This is a genomic window from Streptomyces sp. NPDC002403, from assembly GCF_053593015.1.
On the sequence record NZ_JBSFBQ010000011.1, the window covers coordinates 54,496 to 70,182 of the forward strand.

Genomic DNA, 15,687 nt, shown 5'->3' on the forward strand with positions numbered 1-15,687 from the left:
TGCGGCGCGTCTCGACTGGTGGACGCTTTCGTCGCTTGGCGGACTTGTCCAGATATTCGACTATGAGTCATGTCACCGAGTCGGTATGGACTCGTCCATGACACGGTCCGTCGGGTAAGAAAGACCTTTACACCCCTCATCCGGGGCTCAGGGCGCGTGTGCGGCGCGCCCGCGCGTATGTATTTCCCCCTGCCGGGGCGGGCCAACCGTCGACGCGGGGCACGTACGCGGTGCCCGCCCACCCCTCCTCAACCAGGAGTGGCCACCCTCAAACGATGAAGACTTAAGGGGTCAACACCATGGCAGCGGAGATCGTCAATCCTCGCAGCGACAGCACCACCGACAGCACCACCGATGAGCCGTTCGATCCGGCCTTCGCGCTCCACCGCGGGGGAAAGATGGCCGTGCAGGCCACCGTTCCCATCCGCGACAAGGACGACCTGTCCCTCGCGTACACGCCCGGCGTCGCCAAGGTGTGCAGCGCCATCGCGGAGAATCCCGAGCTGGTCCACGACTACACCTGGAAGTCGCAGGTCGTCGCCGTCGTGACGGACGGCACCGCGGTGCTCGGCCTCGGTGACATCGGACCCGAGGCGTCCCTCCCGGTGATGGAGGGCAAAGCGATCCTCTTCAAGCAGTTCGGCGGCGTCGACGCGGTGCCGATCGCGCTCGCGACCACCGACGCGGACGAGATCGTCGAGACGGTCGTCCGGCTGGCGCCGTCCTTCGGCGGCGTGAACCTGGAGGACATCTCGGCGCCGCGCTGCTTCGAGATCGAGCGCAAGCTCCAGGAGCGGCTCGACATCCCGGTCTTCCACGACGACCAGCACGGCACCGCCGTCGTGACGCTCGCGGCCCTGCGGAACGCCGCGAAGCTGTCCGGCCGCAGCCTCGGCGACCTGCGCGCCGTCATCTCCGGCGCCGGCGCCGCCGGGGTGGCCATCGCGAAGTTCCTGCTGGAGGCGGGGCTCGGCGATGTCGCCGTGGCCGACCGCAAGGGCATCGTGAGCCGCGACCGCGAGGACCTGACCGAGGTCAAGCGCGAGCTGGCCGAGCTCACCAACCGGGCCGGGATCTCCGGTCCGCTGGAGTCCGCGCTGGCGGGCGCCGACGTCTTCATCGGCGTCTCCGGCGGTACGGTCCCCGAGGCGGCCGTCGCCTCGATGGCGCCCGGCGCGTTCGTCTTCGCCATGGCGAACCCGAACCCCGAGGTCCACCCCGACATCGCGCACAAGTACGCGTCCGTCGTGGCGACCGGGCGGTCCGACTACCCGAACCAGATCAACAACGTGCTGGCCTTCCCCGGTATCTTCGCGGGCGCCCTCCAGGTCCGGGCCTCCCGGATCACCGAGGGCATGAAGATCGCCGCGGCGAACGCACTGGCCGACGTCGTGGGCGACGAGCTCGCGGCGGACTACGTGATCCCGTCGCCGTTCGACGAGCGGGTGGCCCCCGCGGTGACGGCCGCGGTGGCGGCGGCCGCGCGGGCGGAAGGCGTGGCCCGGCGCTGAGCCGGTGGGGCGGGGGCGGGGCGGAGTGGGGCACGGATAAGGGGTGCCTGCGGCCGGCTCCGCCCCCTGCCCGTGACGGGGGACTCCGCCCCCGGACCTCCGCTCCTCGATCGCCGACGGGGCCGGCACGCGCGGCGCGCGTCACACCGGCGGCCGGTTACGCCCGGCCCGTGCCCGGCCTATCGTCGGGGCCATGTTCGCCGCCTACGCATCCCGCATCGACCGCGACCAGCCCCTCAACGGCCTCGATCTGGGGGAACGCCCCGCCCCCGAGGCCCGCCCCGGCTGGACCACCGTCAACGTCCGGGCCGCCTCCCTCAACCACCACGACCTCTGGTCCCTGCGCGGCGTCGGCCTCGCCGAGGACAAGCTGCCGATGATCCTCGGCTGCGACGCGGCCGGAATCGACGAGGACGGCAACGAGGTCGTCCTGCACTCCGTCATCGGCCAGACCGGTCACGGCGTCGGCCCGGAGGAACCCCGCTCCATCCTCACCGAGCGCTACCAGGGCACCTTCGCCGAGCAGGTCACCGTCCCCAGCTGGAACGTGCTGCCCAAGCCGAAGGAGCTCACCTTCGAGCAGGCCGCCTGCCTGCCGACCGCCTGGCTCACCGCGTACCGGATGCTCTTCACCAACGCCGGGGTGCGCCCCGGCGACTCGGTCCTCGTCCAGGGCGCGGGCGGCGGTGTCGCCACCGCCGCGATCGTGCTCGGCCGGGCGGCCGGGCTGCGGATCTACGCCACCAGCCGCGACGAGGCCAAGCGCAAGCGGGCCGTCGAACTCGGCGCGATCGAGGCGTTCGAGCCGGGCGCGCGGCTGCCCCGGCGCGTCGACGCGGTCATCGAGACGGTCGGCGCGGCCACCTGGTCCCACTCCGTGAAGTCGCTGCGTCCCGGCGGCACACTCGTCATCTCCGGCGCGACCAGCGGCGACCGGCCCTCGCACGCCGAGCTGACCCGGATCTTCTTCCTGGAGCTGAAGGTGGTCGGCTCGACGATGGGTTCCAAGGACGAGCTGGAGGACCTCCTGGCGTTCTGCGCGACCACCGGCGTGCGGCCCGTCATCGACGAGGTACTGCCGCTGGACCGGGCCCGCGAGGGGTTCGAACGGCTGGCGGCGGGCGACCAGTTCGGAAAGATTGTGCTCACCTGCTCTTGAGGTGTGCGGGGTGAGCTGCTCTGATCTGCGCCATGCGAATGCGGACGCGGATACGGATGGGCAACGCACTCACTTCGATCGTCACTTCGTTCGTGCTCGCGGCGGGGGCCCTCGCCCCCGCCGCCGACGCACACCCCGCACCACCGGAGCAGCGGACCGGCATCCCCCGGCTCACCGACGACCAGGGCCGCACGCTCACCCTGCGCGGATGGAGTTTCGCGGACAAGACGAACAGCGGTGACCAGGCGCTGACCGCCATCACCGAGAAACAGTTCCGCGATCTGCATGCCAAGGGCTTCGACTTCGCCCGGCTCCTCATCTTCTGGGACGACCTGGAGCCGCGCCGGGGCCAGTACAGCACCGCGTACCTGCGCCGGATCGACCGGGTCCTGGGCTGGGCGCGGAAGTACGGCATCCGGGTGGTGCTCGATGCCCACCAGGACGTCTTCGGCCCGGCTTTCGGCAGTCGGGGCATCCCGGCCTGGGCGACCCGTACCGACGGTCTGCCCTTCACCCCGCACCCCGACGACTGGTTCGCCGAGTACTTCGAGCCCGCCGTGCAGCGTGCCTTCACCCATCTCTACGAGGACCCCGATCTCCAGCGCGCCCAGGCGCAGATGTGGAAGGTCGTCGCCGACCGCTACGCGCACCACCCCGCCGTCATCGGCTACGACCTGATCAACGAGCCGATGGGGGAGCTCCAGGAGGGTGAGGACCTGCCGACGGCCGCCCGGCGCATCGAGGCCCGCCGGCTCACCCCGATGTACAACAGGCTGGCCCGCGCCATCCGTTCGGTGGACCGCTCCACCTGGCTCTTCGTCGAACCCACCCCCGCCGTCGGCGAGGGTGTCCCCACCGGGCTGGGTGTGATCAAGGACCACCGGATCGTCTACGCACCGCATTTCTACAACACCGCGATGGAGGCGGGCGCCGACTACGACCCGTCGGCGGGCTGGATCGAGTCGTACGAGGCCGCCGTCACCACCTACCCGGAGCAGCGGCACATTCCGGTCGTCGTCGGCGAGTGGGGCCCGTTGAACAACACGCTTCCCCTGATGGGTCGTTTCTACCAGGATGCGATGGCCTCCCTGAACCGCTACACCTCGGGCTGGGCCGGCTGGGTGTGGTGCTACGGCGGCGGCTACTGCGCCCTCGACGCGAACGGGGACTTCGCCGCCAACAAGGACCGGACCGCCACCCCGTACGCCCCCGCCGTCGCGGGGACCGTCCACTCCGACACGTATGACGACAACGCCCGCGTGTACCGGCTCACTTATACGGCGGGCCGCCGCGGCACCACGGAGATCTCGCTGCCGCCGACGGCAGGGCGGTGGCGGGTCTCGGTGGACGGCCGCGCCGAGGTCCGCAGGCGCGGGGGAGAGGTGAGCGTCCGGGCCCGGAAGGGGACGCGCGTCACGGTGACGGTGACCGGTACGGCGCGCGGCTGAACGGGTCCGGCACGGCACGGTTGTCAATCACGGTTGACAGGCGTGTGATGTCAACGTAGGTTGACATCATGACGGAAGCAACGGATCTCGCCGCGCGTGCCGGTGACCGCGACCCCCGGGTGGGGCTGCGGGCGGTCGCCGCGCTGCGCCGGCTGCTGGAGCAGCTCGAAGCCGTACAGGTCACAAGTGCCCGGGCGCAGGGCTGGTCGTGGCAGGAGATCGCGGCCGAACTGGGTGTCAGTCGGCAGGCCGTGCACAAGAAGTACGGGAGGCATTGATGTTCGAACGATTCACCAGGAGCGCCCGGAACGTGGTGACCGGCGCCGTGACCCACGCCGAACGGACCGATGCCGCATCGGTCACCGAGGAGCACCTCCTCCTCGCGCTGCTGGACCGTCAGGAGGGCCGGGCCGCTTTCGCCGCCGCCTCGCTGGGGCTCGTCGACCGCCGGGCGGACGTCGAGGCCGATCTGGTCACGGCCCGCCGCCGCGGCGGGCTGACCCGGGCCGATACGGACGCGCTGGCCGGCCTCGGTATCGACGTGGCCGAGATCGTCGCCCGCGTCGAGGAGGCCCATGGGGAAGGGGCGCTGGACCGGGTCCGGAGGCGCGGTGCGGGGCGCCGCCCGCTCACCCGCGGCGCGAAGGACGTCCTGGCGAGGTCGCTGCGGATCGCGGTGGGGCGCCAGGACCGTTTCATCGGCGACGAGCACCTCCTCCTGGCGCTCACCGCCTGCCCCGGCGTGGTGGCCGACGTCCTCGCCGCGCACGGCGCGACGTACACGACGGTGAACCGCGCGCTGTACGGGGACGGGGGCGACGGGTACGGAGACGGCGACGCGGGGCGGTTGAGGAAGGCGGGCTGAGGCGCCGCCCTCCCGGTCATCGGGGGCGTGCCCCGGAGCGCGCCCGGGGTCTCCCGGTTCGCGCCCCGGCGCACGGCCCCGGCCCGCCCCGTCACTTCTCCCCGCTGCCGCCCTTGCGCAGCAGCGCCCCGATGCGGGCCGCCGCCGTCGACAGATGGCCGCGGGCCTCCGCCAACTGCTCCTCCGTGACACCCCGGTCCCGGGCCGCGTCGCGGATGTCGTCGCGGAAGCGGTCGAGCAGGCGGTCCAGGTCGCGGGCCGGATCGCCGGTGGAGGCGGTGTCCTTGCCCCAGGCGGGGTCGACGTCGGCGGGCTCGGGCTTGACGTACGGGGGCCGGGCGCCCGCCCTGGCGAAGCCGCTCAGCTGACCGGTGATCTCGGCCAGCCCCTCCCGTACGCCCGTGGGCCAGTCGCCCCGGGCGAAGTGCTCCTGGACCTGGCGGGCGGCGTTCTGCATCTGCTCGCGCGCCCGGTCCTGGGCCTCCTTGGCCTGGCGGCGGGCCTGCTGGGCCTCCTCGCGGGCGCGGCGGGACTCGTCCTTCGCCCGGCGGGCCTGCTCCTTCCACTCCTGCTTGGCCTTGCGCAGCTCCTCCTTCGCGGCGCGCCACGTCTCCTTGTCCCCGAAGTCGCCGAAGTCGCCGAAGGGGAACTCCCGGTCGCCCTTGCGGCCCGGACCGGAACCCGTGTGCCTGGTCTCGTCCGCCGCGGCCCGCATCTCGCTGCGCAGCTTGCCGGCGGCGCCGCGTACGTCGTCCCGTATCTCGGCGGCCAGCTCGGAGACCGACTCCCGGATCTCCAGTTCCAGATCGGCCAGTTCACCGGTGCGGCCGGCCAGTTCGGCGCGGCCCGCGTCGGTGATGGAGTAGACCTTGCGGCCGCCCTCGGTGGCATGGGTGACGAGGCCCTCGGCCTCCAGCTTGGCCAGGCGCGGATAGACCGTGCCCGCCGAGGGGGCGTACAGCCCCTGGAAACGCTCCTCCAGGAGCCGGATGACCTCGTAGCCGTGGCGGGGGGCCTCGTCGAGGAGCTTCAGCAGGTAGAGGCGGAGGCGGCCGTGGGCGAATACGGGGGGCATGTCAGAGCACCTTTCCGGTCGGCTCGGCATCGTACGGACCGTCCTCGGCCGGCGGGCGGCGCAGCAGGGCGATCGATCCCGAGACGGTCGTCGCCCTGAGCTTCCCGGTCCCGGCGCCGAGCGTGCCGGTGATCTTCTTCGCTCCCCACTGGCCGCTGACCCGCAGATCCTCGAAGCCGTTGGAGACGGATCCGCTCGTGGTGTTGGCCTCGACCGTCGCGTCCGCCGGGTGCGGCAGCCTGATGGCGACCTCGCCGGAGACGGTGGTCAGCCGGATGTCCGTGGGCTTCCCGGTCGGGTCCAGGTCGAGCACCATGTTCCCGCTGACCGATTCCGCCTGCACCGAGGCCCCGGCTCCCTCGATGACCGTCAGATCGCCCGAGACGGAATGGAAGCGCAGGGCGCCGGTGACCGACTGGGCCTCCACGCTGCCGGAGACCGTCTCGGCCAGGACCGGCCCCCCGAGCCCGACGAGCGCGGTGTCGCCGGTGACGCCCCGCACGTTCGTACGCCCGCGGATGCCGGACACGACGGCGCCCGCGCCGACCACGCCGACCTCCACCGCCGACCCGGCCGGCACGGCGAGCGAGACGACCGCGCTGCGGTGCCAGCCCTTGCGGTCGAACCACTTGAGGAAGTTCTGCCAGGGCAGGTCCTCGTAGGCGACCGTCAGTGTGCCGTCCTCCAGGGTCACGATCAGCGGCGGTCCCTCGATCCCGGAGACCTCCAGCCGGGCGGCCGGATCCTCGGTGCCGACGACATTGACGACGCCTCCGACGATGCGCACGTTGAGCGAGGTCACGGGGTCGTCGAAGGTCAGCTTCTGGGGCTCGGCGATGGCCCATGTCGACACAGGCATGGATCTGACCTCCCGGGGAGCGTGGATGACGCAACATATCGCGTCTCTTGTTCAACACGATATATCGCGGTCCGGTGAAGTCAAGGCGCGTCATATGATCGCCGGCGGATCAAAGAGCGCCAAATGTGGGCAAATTGCCCTAGCGTGTGGCACATGAACGCGACATCCCCCGCAGGGGCGCTGCTGCTGTGCCGTGCCGAACCGGAGACCGTACGGCCGGTGGCCCATCTGCTGCGCGAGCGGATGCTGCTGGCTCCCGCCGGAGACGGCTGGTCCGTCCTCGTACCCGAAGGAAGGCCCTGGCAGGGCGGTGCCGGTGCCGCGGATGCGGAGCCGGTCGACCGCGTCGTGGCCGGCTGGGTCACCGCGCTCGCGGTCGGCTCGGTCTGGCCCGTGCTCGCCCTGTGGTGGGACGGCGACCGGGCCGGCTGCACGCTCGCGTCCGGATTCCGCCGTCCGGTCGGCTACGTCTGGCTCGCCGACGGCACCCCGGCCGGTGAGGGCGAGGCCATGCGTACGCTCGCCGAGCGCCTCGGCCTCGACCCCGTGCTGGACGTCCAGTCGCTCGAAGAACTGACCCGCCCGGACCCGGACGCCGACGCGCGCATCCGGCTGCGCGGTCTGCTCGCCGTCCTGACCCGGATCGGGCTGGTCCTCCCGCCGGGCCTGGACCCGGACACACCGGGCGACCGGCTGTACGCGGCGGCGGACGACCGGCCCGAAGCGGAACCGCTCGTCTGGACCGGCTGGCGCGAAGTGGTGAAGGCCGAACTCGACGCGGTCGAGAGCAGCCCTCTCGGCCCCTGGATGCGCGGCCCCAGGGCCCGGATTCTCGCGGGCGCCCAGCTCGCGGCCGGACTGCCGCTGGTCCTGTGGGGGCTGCGCCGCCGCGGCGACGGATGGGTGCTGGCCGGGACGCTGCTGCTGGCGCACGGCGCCCTCGGCCTCGCCTACGACCGGCTCAGGGACGCCGAGGGCGGGTGCGGCTGACTACTCGTCCTCGTCCTCGTCGTCGAGCCGGGCCAGCCAGGTCGCGAGGCGCTCTACCGGCACCTCGAAGTCGGGATTGAGATCGACGAACGTACGGAGCTGCTCGGCGAGCCACTCGAAAGTGACCTCTTCCTCGCCTCGCCGCTTCTCCAGCTCCTCGATACCGCGGTCGGTGAAGTACATGCGGCAAGCCTAATGCCTGGTGGCAGCCCCACGGAGGCCGGGAGCGGGGTCCCCGGCCGGGGTTCCCGGCGGCCGCGCGAGCCCGCCGAGAACCGGCCCGCACCGCCCCCGCGTCCTGCCCGATGTGCCTCGCGTCGGGCGCGTACTGCCGTTAGCCTGCGGGTAGTTGGGGAACGGGGGGTTTCATGGGTGACAGTGACGCCCGTATTACGCGCATCGAGATGCCCGACGGCACGGAGGTCTGGGCCCGGATCTCCGGTGCCGAGGAGCTGACGCAGCCCGGCTCGGGCCCGTCGTTCGCCGACATCGGCGCCGGGAACATCGCCGACCGGGTGCAGGCCCGGGTCGAGAGCCTGCAAGGGGTCGTGACCAGCGTCGCGCGTTCGCTCGCCGAGCCGCTGCGGGCCGTGCGGCCCGACGAGGTCAGCGTCGAGTTCGGCATCGAGCTCACCGCGAAGTCCGGCAAGGTCGTCGGACTCCTCGCGGACGGCGAGGCCAAGGGGTCCATCAAGGTCACGCTGACGTGGAACGGCGGCGGACCGCCCCTCGACCCGCAGGTGCCCGCGCAGACGCCGGGACAGCAGCCGGCCGCCCCCTCGGCCCCTCCTCCGTCCTCCCCCTCCGTTCCTCCCGCCGGGGCAGCCACCGGCGCATCGGCGCACGCGAGCGGCACCGGGCCGGACGACGGAAGCGGATCGTGACGCCCCCGCCGGCCGGGGGCGCGTGGCAGGGGCCGAGCGACGCGGAATCCGCGCTGATGAGCCTCGTGAAGGACGCGACGGTGCGCATCCATCGCCCGGAGCCCGGGTATGCCCCTGAAGGATCCGACGGCGACTTCCTGGGGAGCGGCTTCTTCATCGCCCCGAGCTGGGTCCTCACGTGCGCGCACGTCGCGATGGAGGGGAGGGGGCGTCAGGTGGACGTGGTGTACAAGACCGCCCGCGGCGGCGACGCCGTCCGGGTCGGGGGCACGGTCAGGGCGGCCCTGCCCGAGCACCGGCCCGGTACCGGCGGCTGGCCGGCCCCCGACCTCGCCCTCATCCAGCTGCTGCGCCCCGTCGAGCACCCCTGCGTGTACCTCAGCGAACGCTCCACGGGCATGAACCGCGGCGCGTACTACTTCGCGGGCTGGGCGGACGGCGGCGGGGGAACGCTCAAGCGGCTCGGCCGGGAGTGCCGGGTGGTGGGCACCGTCGACGACTGGTCCGACGGCGACGAACAGGTGCTGATCGAGGCGAGCCAGCTGTACGCAGGCATGTCCGGCGGGCCCGTCGTCGACCTGGCCCGGGGCGAGGTCGTCGGCGTACTCAAATCACGCTCCATGGATACGAACGGCGGTACGGCGATCGGCGTGGAGCGGCTGCGCACGCTGCCCGTGCCCGCCGACGCGGCCACGGCCGAGTCCGACGACCCGTACCAGGCCGTGTTCCACGCCCACGACCGCTACCACGCCGACCGGCACAACAACCCCGTCGGCGACGAGGAGACCTGGGCGGACGTCCAGCGGGACCTGGGCTGCGTGGCGGGCCCGGCGCTCACCCCGCAGCAGCGCGTCGACCTGCTGGGGCGGCTCGCCAAGCTCCCCCCGCCGGTCAGCACCCGCAGCCTGCTCGACATCCTCGGCGGCCTGGGGTACGGCTACCGGACCGTCGGCGTCCCGGCCCCCCGCGGCTGGCGCGACGGCCTGGGAGTCCTCTACGACGCGCGCGAGGGCGAAGAGGCGCTGGAGCGGATCCTGCGCTACTGCATGAGCGCCATCGCCGCCGAACGCCCCTATGTGGTGCCGTCCACCAAACTCGCCGAGGACGCCCTGTGGGACTGGGTGAAGGAGACCGCCGAGGACCGGCTCCGGCGGCCGTTCCGCCGTGAGATGGCCCAGCTGCGTTACCAGGGCCGGTACGACCGGGGCGCCGAACATCTGCGAACGCCCGAGCCGGCCGGCGAGCCGGTCCGGCCGCCACGCTCCCCGTCGGTCGTCGTGCTGCACCTGGAGCCCCGCGCCTGGCAGCCGGACCAGTACGACTGGCGGGTCGTCGCCCGCCCGGCCGACGACGACCTGCCGGTGACCGAGAACCACCAGGGGACCAGGGCCGACGAACTGCCGGCCAGGCTCGCACCGTCCCTGGCGAAGGCGTTCCGGATGTGCGACGAACCCGACAGCCCCGCGGTCCTCCAGGTCGTGGTGCCACCGGCGCTGCTCGACCTGGAGGTCGAGAAGTGGGAGCTGCCCGCCGACGGCCGGCCGCTCGGAGTCCAGCGGCCGGTCGTCATCCGCTGCTCGGACGGGCTCCCCGCCCCCTCCGAGGACGGCGCCCGGGAGCGCGAGGCACGCTGGAACCGCGTCCGCACCGGCCCGATGCGGGCCGCGGTCCTCGACTGCGACGACGGTATGCGGGTACCCGTACCGGTGACGGCGGAGCTGCGCGGACAGGCGTACGAGACCGTCCCCGTGCTCTGCCGGTACGGCGGCCGGTCCGACACCCAGGGCGTCGCGGGGTTCGGGCGGGTGCTCGAAGCCGGGTACGGCGTGGTCCTGTGGCGCCGCCCGACGGCCGAACGGGCCGCGGCCTGCACGGAGTTCCACCTCCGCGCTGTCGACACGGTCGACGGGACGGGTGTGGCCGACCGGCTCCCGCAGAAGATCCAGGAGCTGAGAAGAGGGGTGTGCGAGGGCCGCACCGACACGTTCTGGTCGGACGGAATCGCCCTGGTCTACGGCAAACCGCGATCGGAGCCGCCCGACCTGTTCCTGCAGGCCCCGTGATGTGGGTTCCGGGGCGCGGACCGGATGGCTACGGTGAACCACGTTCGACTGCTGCTGCCCCTGGCGGACGAGTGATGACGAGGAACACGTTATGAGTGAACCCAGCGAGTGGCTCATCTACCGAGGGGCCGGCGAACCGCACGAAGGCATCGAGCAGTTGCCCCCGCCACCGCCCTGGCGGGACTTCGCGAGCCGGGGCGCCCGGGCCGGCGACGAGGCGGACGGGGACGGCTCCGCCGACCGCCGTCTCGGCGGCCACCGGCACATCGCCGAACTCCACCGGCCGGGCGCCGAAGAGCTCGAAATGATCAACGCCGCGCTCTATCTGCGGCGCCCGCTGCTGGTCACCGGCACCCCCGGCGCCGGAAAGAGCACGCTGGCCCACTCCGTCGCCCATGAACTGGGGCTCGGCCGGGTCCTGCGCTGGCCGATCGTGAGCCGGACGACGCTGCTGGACGGCCTCTACCACTACGACGCGATCGCCCGGCTCCAGGACGTGCAGATCGCCGCACACGGCGCGGCAGCCGGTACGGGCGGCGCCGGGGCCGCCGACGGCGTGGGCAGCTACATCCGGCTCGGGCCGCTCGGCACCGCGCTGATGCCCTCGGACCGGCCCCGGGTGCTGCTCATCGACGAGCTGGACAAGAGCGACATCGACCTGCCGAACGACCTGCTCAACGTGTTGGAGGAAGGCGAGTTCGGCATCCCCGAACTGGAGCGGATCGCCGACCGGCTGCCCGACGGCGAGGCGGAGGTCCTCGACGACGACGGCAACAAGGTGAAGGTGCGCGGAGGCCGGGTGCAGTGCACGTCCTTCCCGTTCGTGGTGCTCACCAGCAACGGCGAGCGGGACTTCCCGGCACCCCTGATGCGCCGCTGCATCCACCTGGAGCTCGGACGCCCCGACCATCAGCGGCTCGCCACCTTCGTACGCGCCCACCTCGGCGACGAGGCGGCGCGCTCCGGGGACGATCTCATCGCCCACTTCCTGGAGCGTTCGCGCAGCGAACTCCTCGCCACGGACCAGCTGTTGAACGCCATCTACCTCACCGACGCCGCCGCCCCGGCCGGCCGCGACCGCCTCGCCGACCTGCTCATCCAGCGACTCGACCGGCCGAGGTGATGTGCTGATGGCGGGCGCGGGGCCGGAGCGGTCCCCCGATGCGCGTGGCGCCGACGCGGGGCTCTACCCCGCGTTCGTGGCACGGCTGCGCGAGGCCGGGCTCGACCCCGACGTCGAGCAGCTCCGCGACGCGCTCTGGCTGGCCCGCTGGGCCCGCCACCCGGACGCACCGCCGCAGGACGAGGAGGCACGGGCGAGCGCCGCTCCCGTCCGCCTTCCCCCGGAGCGGGCGGACGGGCCGCCCGCCGGCCCCGGGCCCGCCGCCGTGGCACCCGCACCCGGGACGCCGCACGACGAAGCCCCGCCGCGCGCCGACCCCGGGGACGCCGACCGGATCACCCTCTACCCCGTACCGCGCACCGGTGCCCGCCCGGGGGCCGGCCGGGCGGGGCGTGCGACCGCCCTCACCTTCGGGGTGCCCGCCGCCCCGGCCCTCCCCGCCCCCCTCGAACTCCAACGAGCCCTGAGACCCTTGCAGCGCTACCACCCCGCCTCGCCGCCCCTGCGCACCGTCCTCGACGAGACGGCGACCGCCGAACTCAGCGCCCGGGCAGGCGGGTTGATCATGCCGGTGTTCCGGGGCGTGTCCCGGGGGGAGGCGGTCCTGCAGTGCGTCATGGACGCCTCGTCCTCGATGCGGGTGTGGGACCGGATGTTCGGCGAACTCCAGCAGATATTCGCCCAGTTGGGCGCCTTCCGGGATGTCCAGATGCGCTATCTGCACCAGGGCCCGGACGGCGCCGCCGCGGTGAGCCGCAGCCCCGACCCGGCCGCGGCGCCACTGCACTCCGCGGACCGGCTGAGCGATCCGACCGGCCGCCGCGTCACCGTCCTGGTCAGCGACTGCGCCGGTCCGCTCTGGCACAGCGGACGGGCCCACCGGCTGCTGCACCACCTGGCCGCGCAGGCCCCGGCCGCCGTGCTCCAGCCACTGCCGCAGCGGATGTGGAGCCGGACCCGGCTCCCGGTCACCTACGGCGCGCTGTCCCGGGGCGACGGACCCGGCGGGGCCGCCGTACTGAAGGTGGTGGAGCAGCCGGGCACGGGCCCGGCCGTCCACCCGGGGGCCCTCGCCGTGCCCGTACTCCCGCCGGTCGAGGGGGCGTTGGCGGCCTGGGCGAAGCTGCTCTCCGGCACCGGCTCGGGGCAGATCTCCGGCGCCGTCGGCTGGGTGCGGCCCGATCAGCCGGCCGCCGCCGCACAGCGCCCGGGCGGCGGCCTCTCCTCGCTCCAGCTGGTCAGCCGCTTCCGGGCGACCGCCTCGCCGGCCGCCGGACAGCTCGCGGTCTACCTCGCGGCGGCCCCGCTGCACCTGCCGGTGATGCAGCTGGTGCAGCGCACGATGCTGCCCCACTCGGGCCCCTCCGAACTCGCCGAGGTACTGCTGAGCGGGCTGCTGTCACGGAGCAGGGGCGAGGACGGCGGCCGGTACGACGGCCAGTGGTACGAGTTCGTGCCGGGCGTACGGGAGGCGCTGCTCGGCCCGCTGAGCCGCGACGAGGCGCTGCTCGTGCTCAAGCACTGTTCGCAGTACATCGAGCAGCGGTTCGGCAAGGGCGGGCCGAACTTCCCGGCCCTGGCCTTCGCCCAGCTCGGCGAAGGCAGACCCGCGGCGCTGCCCGCCGCCCTCGGCACGGACCCCACGGAGAACGGCGCACCCGACGAGGAGAGCGAAGAGGGTGGCGAGAACGGGGAGGGCGACGCGAGCGGCGGGTCGCGGGTCCCCCACCCCTTCGCGGAGGTCGCGGTCCGCGTACTGGAGCGTTTCATGCCCCTGCCCGAGCAGTTCGTGACGAGGGCCGGACCCGGCGGCCACCGTGGCACCGCCCGGACCCGGAACGCCGCGGTGGAGAGCGCCCGCGCCCTGCTGCGGCAGTTCGAGTCGGACAGCATGGTGCAGTACCTCATCGACGCCGTGCAGCTGCTGCGCGGCGCCACCGAACGCGAGGAGAGGCCGGGCGCCGACCCCGGCCTGTGGGCGGAGTACTCCCGCTGCGTGCTGCGGCTGTGGGAGGTCCAGGGCGACGCCGAACTCCTCCGCGAGGCCGAGTACGCCGCCGAGCAGGCCGCCGCACACCCCACCGCGGTGCGTGAGCGGGCCGTACTGGCCAAGGTGCTGCACGCCGCGGCCGACGACCGGCGGCGGCGCGGCGACCGGCGCGGGGCGCTGGAACTGCTGCGCCGCGCCGACCGCGAGTACACGGCCGCCTGCTCGGCCGCCGGACTGGAGCCCGCCGAGGCCCTGCGGCTGACGCTGGAGCGGGTCCGCGCCCTGGAGGCGCAGTGGCGGCTCGACGGCGACACCGCGCTGCTCCAGGCCGCGTGCGGCATGCTGGAGGCCTTCGCCGACGTCTGGCCCGACCAGGAGAACCGCCCCACCACCCTGCCCCTGGCGCACGGCCGGACCCTGCTGAAACTGGCCGGGGCCACCGCCGACACCGAACAGTCCCGGGTGTACGCGGGCCAGGCGGCACGCTCCCTGCGCACCGCGTTCGAACAGGGCGGCGGCCGGCACACCATGGGCACCGAGGTACGCATCCTGCTGGACCTGGTGGACGCGCTGCTCGGCTCCGGCCAGGAGCCCGACGAGGCCGCGACCCTGATCCAGCAGGCCCTGGCGACCGTACGCGAACAGCGGCTGCGCGCCTCGCTCCAGATCAGGGCGGGCCGGGTCGGTGTCGCGCGGTACGAGCACACCGGTGATCCGGACGAACTCGTGGACGCCGCCGCCTGGTTCGCCCGCGCCGCCCGCGGCGTACCGCGCGACTCGCGGGCCCACGCCGACCTGCTCGCCGAATGGGGCGGCACCCTGCTGCGCCGGGCCCAACTGCCCGACGGGCGGCCGCACATCGGCGCCGCGATCAGGGTGCTGCGGGACTGCCGTACGGAGACGGCGGCGGGGAGCACACGTCAGGCGGAGCGGCTGCTGATGCTGGGCCGGGCGCTGATGCTGCGGCACCGGGCCACCGAGGACCGGGTGGACCTCAGGGAGGCCGAGCACCTCTTCGGCCTCGCCGCCCAGGAGGCGGCCGACCCGCTGACCGGGGCGCGCTGCTGGCTGGAGCTGGGCCGCTCCCACCTCGACGCCTCCCGGGTGCTGCAACGTCCGGCCCGGCTCGACGAGGCGGCCGAGGCGTTCCGGGGCGCCGCCGAGGCGGCCGGTGCGGCGGAGGCGGAGCTGGACGGCCCGCAACAGTCCGCACAAGCCATCGAGTTGAGTGCTACAGCCAACCACTGGCGGGGTATGACGTACGAGAGGGCGGGCCGCCCCCGGGCCGCCCGCGAGGCGTACCGGGCGGCCCACCGGGAATGGCGCAGACTGCCGGACGGCGGCGGCGCGGCGGGCGAGGCGACCGCCGGGCGGCTGGCGGAGCTGGAGCGCTGAGCCGCTGGAGGAGGAGCGCCGGCAAACGGCAGGGTTCATGAGGTCACGGGGAGGAACGATGAACGAGACGGAACACCAGGGCCTACCGGTGGGCGGGCCGTCCGGGGGACCGGGCGCGCTGCCGGATCTTCTGGGGCTCGACCTGGAGTCGCTGCGGACGCTGGACCATCCGGTGCTCACCGAGGTGGTCGCGGATCTGCGCGGGCGGGCCGAGCAGCCGCGGGAGATGCTGTGGGGGTTCACCAACGCCTTCTGAAGCCGCACGATTTCGGTCCGGGGCCCGGTCGAACAGGACATCGTGGTGAGGCACACGTTTGCCCGTACG

14 protein-coding genes are annotated in these 15,687 nt (G+C 73.4%); 11 read left to right on the forward strand and 3 right to left on the reverse strand.

Translation table 11 applies throughout. From position 1 onward, the window contains the following. The first annotated feature begins 299 nt into the window (after positions 1-299). From ACWCPY_RS15300 to ACWCPY_RS15320, 5 genes are all read left to right on the forward strand, one after another. The gene (locus ACWCPY_RS15300) at positions 300-1,511 is read left to right on the forward strand and encodes an NAD(P)-dependent malic enzyme (protein WP_385828072.1); all 1,212 of its coding nucleotides are present in this window, start codon (positions 300-302) and stop codon (positions 1,509-1,511) included. A 193-nt stretch (positions 1,512-1,704) separates the two neighbouring features. Continuing rightward, a complete protein-coding gene (locus ACWCPY_RS15305) occupies positions 1,705-2,670 on the forward strand; it encodes a zinc-binding dehydrogenase (RefSeq protein ID WP_451265042.1) in 966 nt (321 codons plus the stop codon). A gap of 32 nt (positions 2,671-2,702) precedes the next feature. Then, positions 2,703-4,118 (forward strand): cellulase family glycosylhydrolase, encoded by a 1,416-nt coding sequence (locus ACWCPY_RS15310; RefSeq protein ID WP_451265044.1) that lies wholly within the window; start codon positions 2,703-2,705, stop codon positions 4,116-4,118. 68 nt (positions 4,119-4,186) lie between these two features. Then, on the forward strand, positions 4,187-4,396 hold the full coding sequence (locus ACWCPY_RS15315; protein WP_451265046.1) for a helix-turn-helix domain-containing protein: 210 nt from the start codon (positions 4,187-4,189) through the stop codon (positions 4,394-4,396). Further along, positions 4,396-4,983 (forward strand): Clp protease N-terminal domain-containing protein, encoded by a 588-nt coding sequence (locus ACWCPY_RS15320; RefSeq protein WP_451265048.1) that lies wholly within the window; start codon positions 4,396-4,398, stop codon positions 4,981-4,983. Before ACWCPY_RS15315 ends, ACWCPY_RS15320 begins: the two co-directional genes overlap by 1 nt. Positions 4,984-5,074: 91 nt before the next feature. On the opposite strand, the gene ACWCPY_RS15325 is transcribed toward ACWCPY_RS15320, so the two are convergent. Continuing rightward, positions 5,075-6,058 carry a helix-turn-helix transcriptional regulator gene (locus ACWCPY_RS15325; protein WP_451265050.1) on the reverse strand — a complete coding sequence of 328 codons (984 nt, stop codon included), beginning with the start codon at positions 6,056-6,058 and terminating at the stop codon, positions 5,075-5,077. Between the two features lies 1 nt (position 6,059). Then, positions 6,060-6,917: a DUF4097 family beta strand repeat-containing protein gene (locus tag ACWCPY_RS15330; protein WP_451265052.1), complete on the reverse strand. Its 858-nt coding sequence runs from the start codon at positions 6,915-6,917 to the stop codon at positions 6,060-6,062. A gap of 153 nt (positions 6,918-7,070) precedes the next feature. Between ACWCPY_RS15330 and ACWCPY_RS15335 the strand changes: the two genes are divergently transcribed. Next, entirely contained in the window at positions 7,071-7,907 is an 837-nt protein-coding gene (locus ACWCPY_RS15335) for a hypothetical protein (protein ID WP_451265054.1), read from the forward strand. Here the strand turns inward: ACWCPY_RS15335 and ACWCPY_RS15340 are convergent, their stop codons facing one another. Beyond that, a complete protein-coding gene (locus tag ACWCPY_RS15340; RefSeq protein ID WP_003961784.1) occupies positions 7,908-8,090 on the reverse strand; it encodes a DUF6104 family protein in 183 nt (60 codons plus the stop codon). Between the two features lie 185 nt (positions 8,091-8,275). Between ACWCPY_RS15340 and ACWCPY_RS15345 the strand changes: the two genes are divergently transcribed. The 5 genes from ACWCPY_RS15345 to fxsA all read left to right on the forward strand — a co-directional run bounded on the left by ACWCPY_RS15345 (position 8,276) and on the right by fxsA (position 15,618). After that, positions 8,276-8,791 carry a CU044_2847 family protein gene (locus ACWCPY_RS15345; protein ID WP_451265056.1) on the forward strand — a complete coding sequence of 172 codons (516 nt, stop codon included), beginning with the start codon at positions 8,276-8,278 and terminating at the stop codon, positions 8,789-8,791. Then, positions 8,788-10,854, forward strand: a complete 2,067-nt coding sequence (locus ACWCPY_RS15350) for a VMAP-C domain-containing protein (RefSeq protein ID WP_451265058.1) — start codon at positions 8,788-8,790, stop codon at positions 10,852-10,854. Before ACWCPY_RS15345 ends, ACWCPY_RS15350 begins: the two co-directional genes overlap by 4 nt. A 91-nt stretch (positions 10,855-10,945) precedes the next feature. Continuing rightward, positions 10,946-11,977 (forward strand): AAA family ATPase, encoded by a 1,032-nt coding sequence (locus ACWCPY_RS15355; RefSeq protein ID WP_451265060.1) that lies wholly within the window; start codon positions 10,946-10,948, stop codon positions 11,975-11,977. 7 nt (positions 11,978-11,984) lie between these two features. Beyond that, complete coding sequence (locus ACWCPY_RS15360) at positions 11,985-15,362, forward strand: SAV_2336 N-terminal domain-related protein (protein ID WP_451265062.1); 3,378 nt, start codon at positions 11,985-11,987, stop codon at positions 15,360-15,362. 58 nt (positions 15,363-15,420) lie between these two features. Then, the gene (gene fxsA, locus ACWCPY_RS15365) at positions 15,421-15,618 is read left to right on the forward strand and encodes an FxSxx-COOH cyclophane-containing RiPP peptide (RefSeq protein WP_451265064.1); all 198 of its coding nucleotides are present in this window, start codon (positions 15,421-15,423) and stop codon (positions 15,616-15,618) included. The last annotated feature ends 69 nt before the right edge of the window (positions 15,619-15,687 follow it).

What these genes read in the sequence shown, in the direction of transcription:
- ACWCPY_RS15300 (WP_385828072.1), top strand. Translation starts at nt 300, where the DNA reads ATGGCAGCGGAGATCGTCAATCCTCGCAGCGACAGCACCACCGACAGC.
- ACWCPY_RS15305 (WP_451265042.1), top strand. Translation starts at nt 1,705, where the DNA reads ATGTTCGCCGCCTACGCATCCCGCATCGACCGCGACCAGCCCCTCAAC.
- ACWCPY_RS15310 (WP_451265044.1), top strand. Translation starts at nt 2,703, where the DNA reads ATGCGAATGCGGACGCGGATACGGATGGGCAACGCACTCACTTCGATC.
- ACWCPY_RS15315 (WP_451265046.1), top strand. Translation starts at nt 4,187, where the DNA reads ATGACGGAAGCAACGGATCTCGCCGCGCGTGCCGGTGACCGCGACCCC.
- ACWCPY_RS15320 (WP_451265048.1), top strand. Translation starts at nt 4,396, where the DNA reads ATGTTCGAACGATTCACCAGGAGCGCCCGGAACGTGGTGACCGGCGCC.
- ACWCPY_RS15325 (WP_451265050.1), bottom strand. Translation starts at nt 6,058, where the DNA reads ATGCCCCCCGTATTCGCCCACGGCCGCCTCCGCCTCTACCTGCTGAAG.
- ACWCPY_RS15330 (WP_451265052.1), bottom strand. Translation starts at nt 6,917, where the DNA reads ATGCCTGTGTCGACATGGGCCATCGCCGAGCCCCAGAAGCTGACCTTC.
- ACWCPY_RS15335 (WP_451265054.1), top strand. Translation starts at nt 7,071, where the DNA reads ATGAACGCGACATCCCCCGCAGGGGCGCTGCTGCTGTGCCGTGCCGAA.
- ACWCPY_RS15340 (WP_003961784.1), bottom strand. Translation starts at nt 8,090, where the DNA reads ATGTACTTCACCGACCGCGGTATCGAGGAGCTGGAGAAGCGGCGAGGC.
- ACWCPY_RS15345 (WP_451265056.1), top strand. Translation starts at nt 8,276, where the DNA reads ATGGGTGACAGTGACGCCCGTATTACGCGCATCGAGATGCCCGACGGC.
- ACWCPY_RS15355 (WP_451265060.1), top strand. Translation starts at nt 10,946, where the DNA reads ATGAGTGAACCCAGCGAGTGGCTCATCTACCGAGGGGCCGGCGAACCG.
- ACWCPY_RS15360 (WP_451265062.1), top strand. Translation starts at nt 11,985, where the DNA reads ATGGCGGGCGCGGGGCCGGAGCGGTCCCCCGATGCGCGTGGCGCCGAC.
- fxsA (WP_451265064.1), top strand. Translation starts at nt 15,421, where the DNA reads ATGAACGAGACGGAACACCAGGGCCTACCGGTGGGCGGGCCGTCCGGG.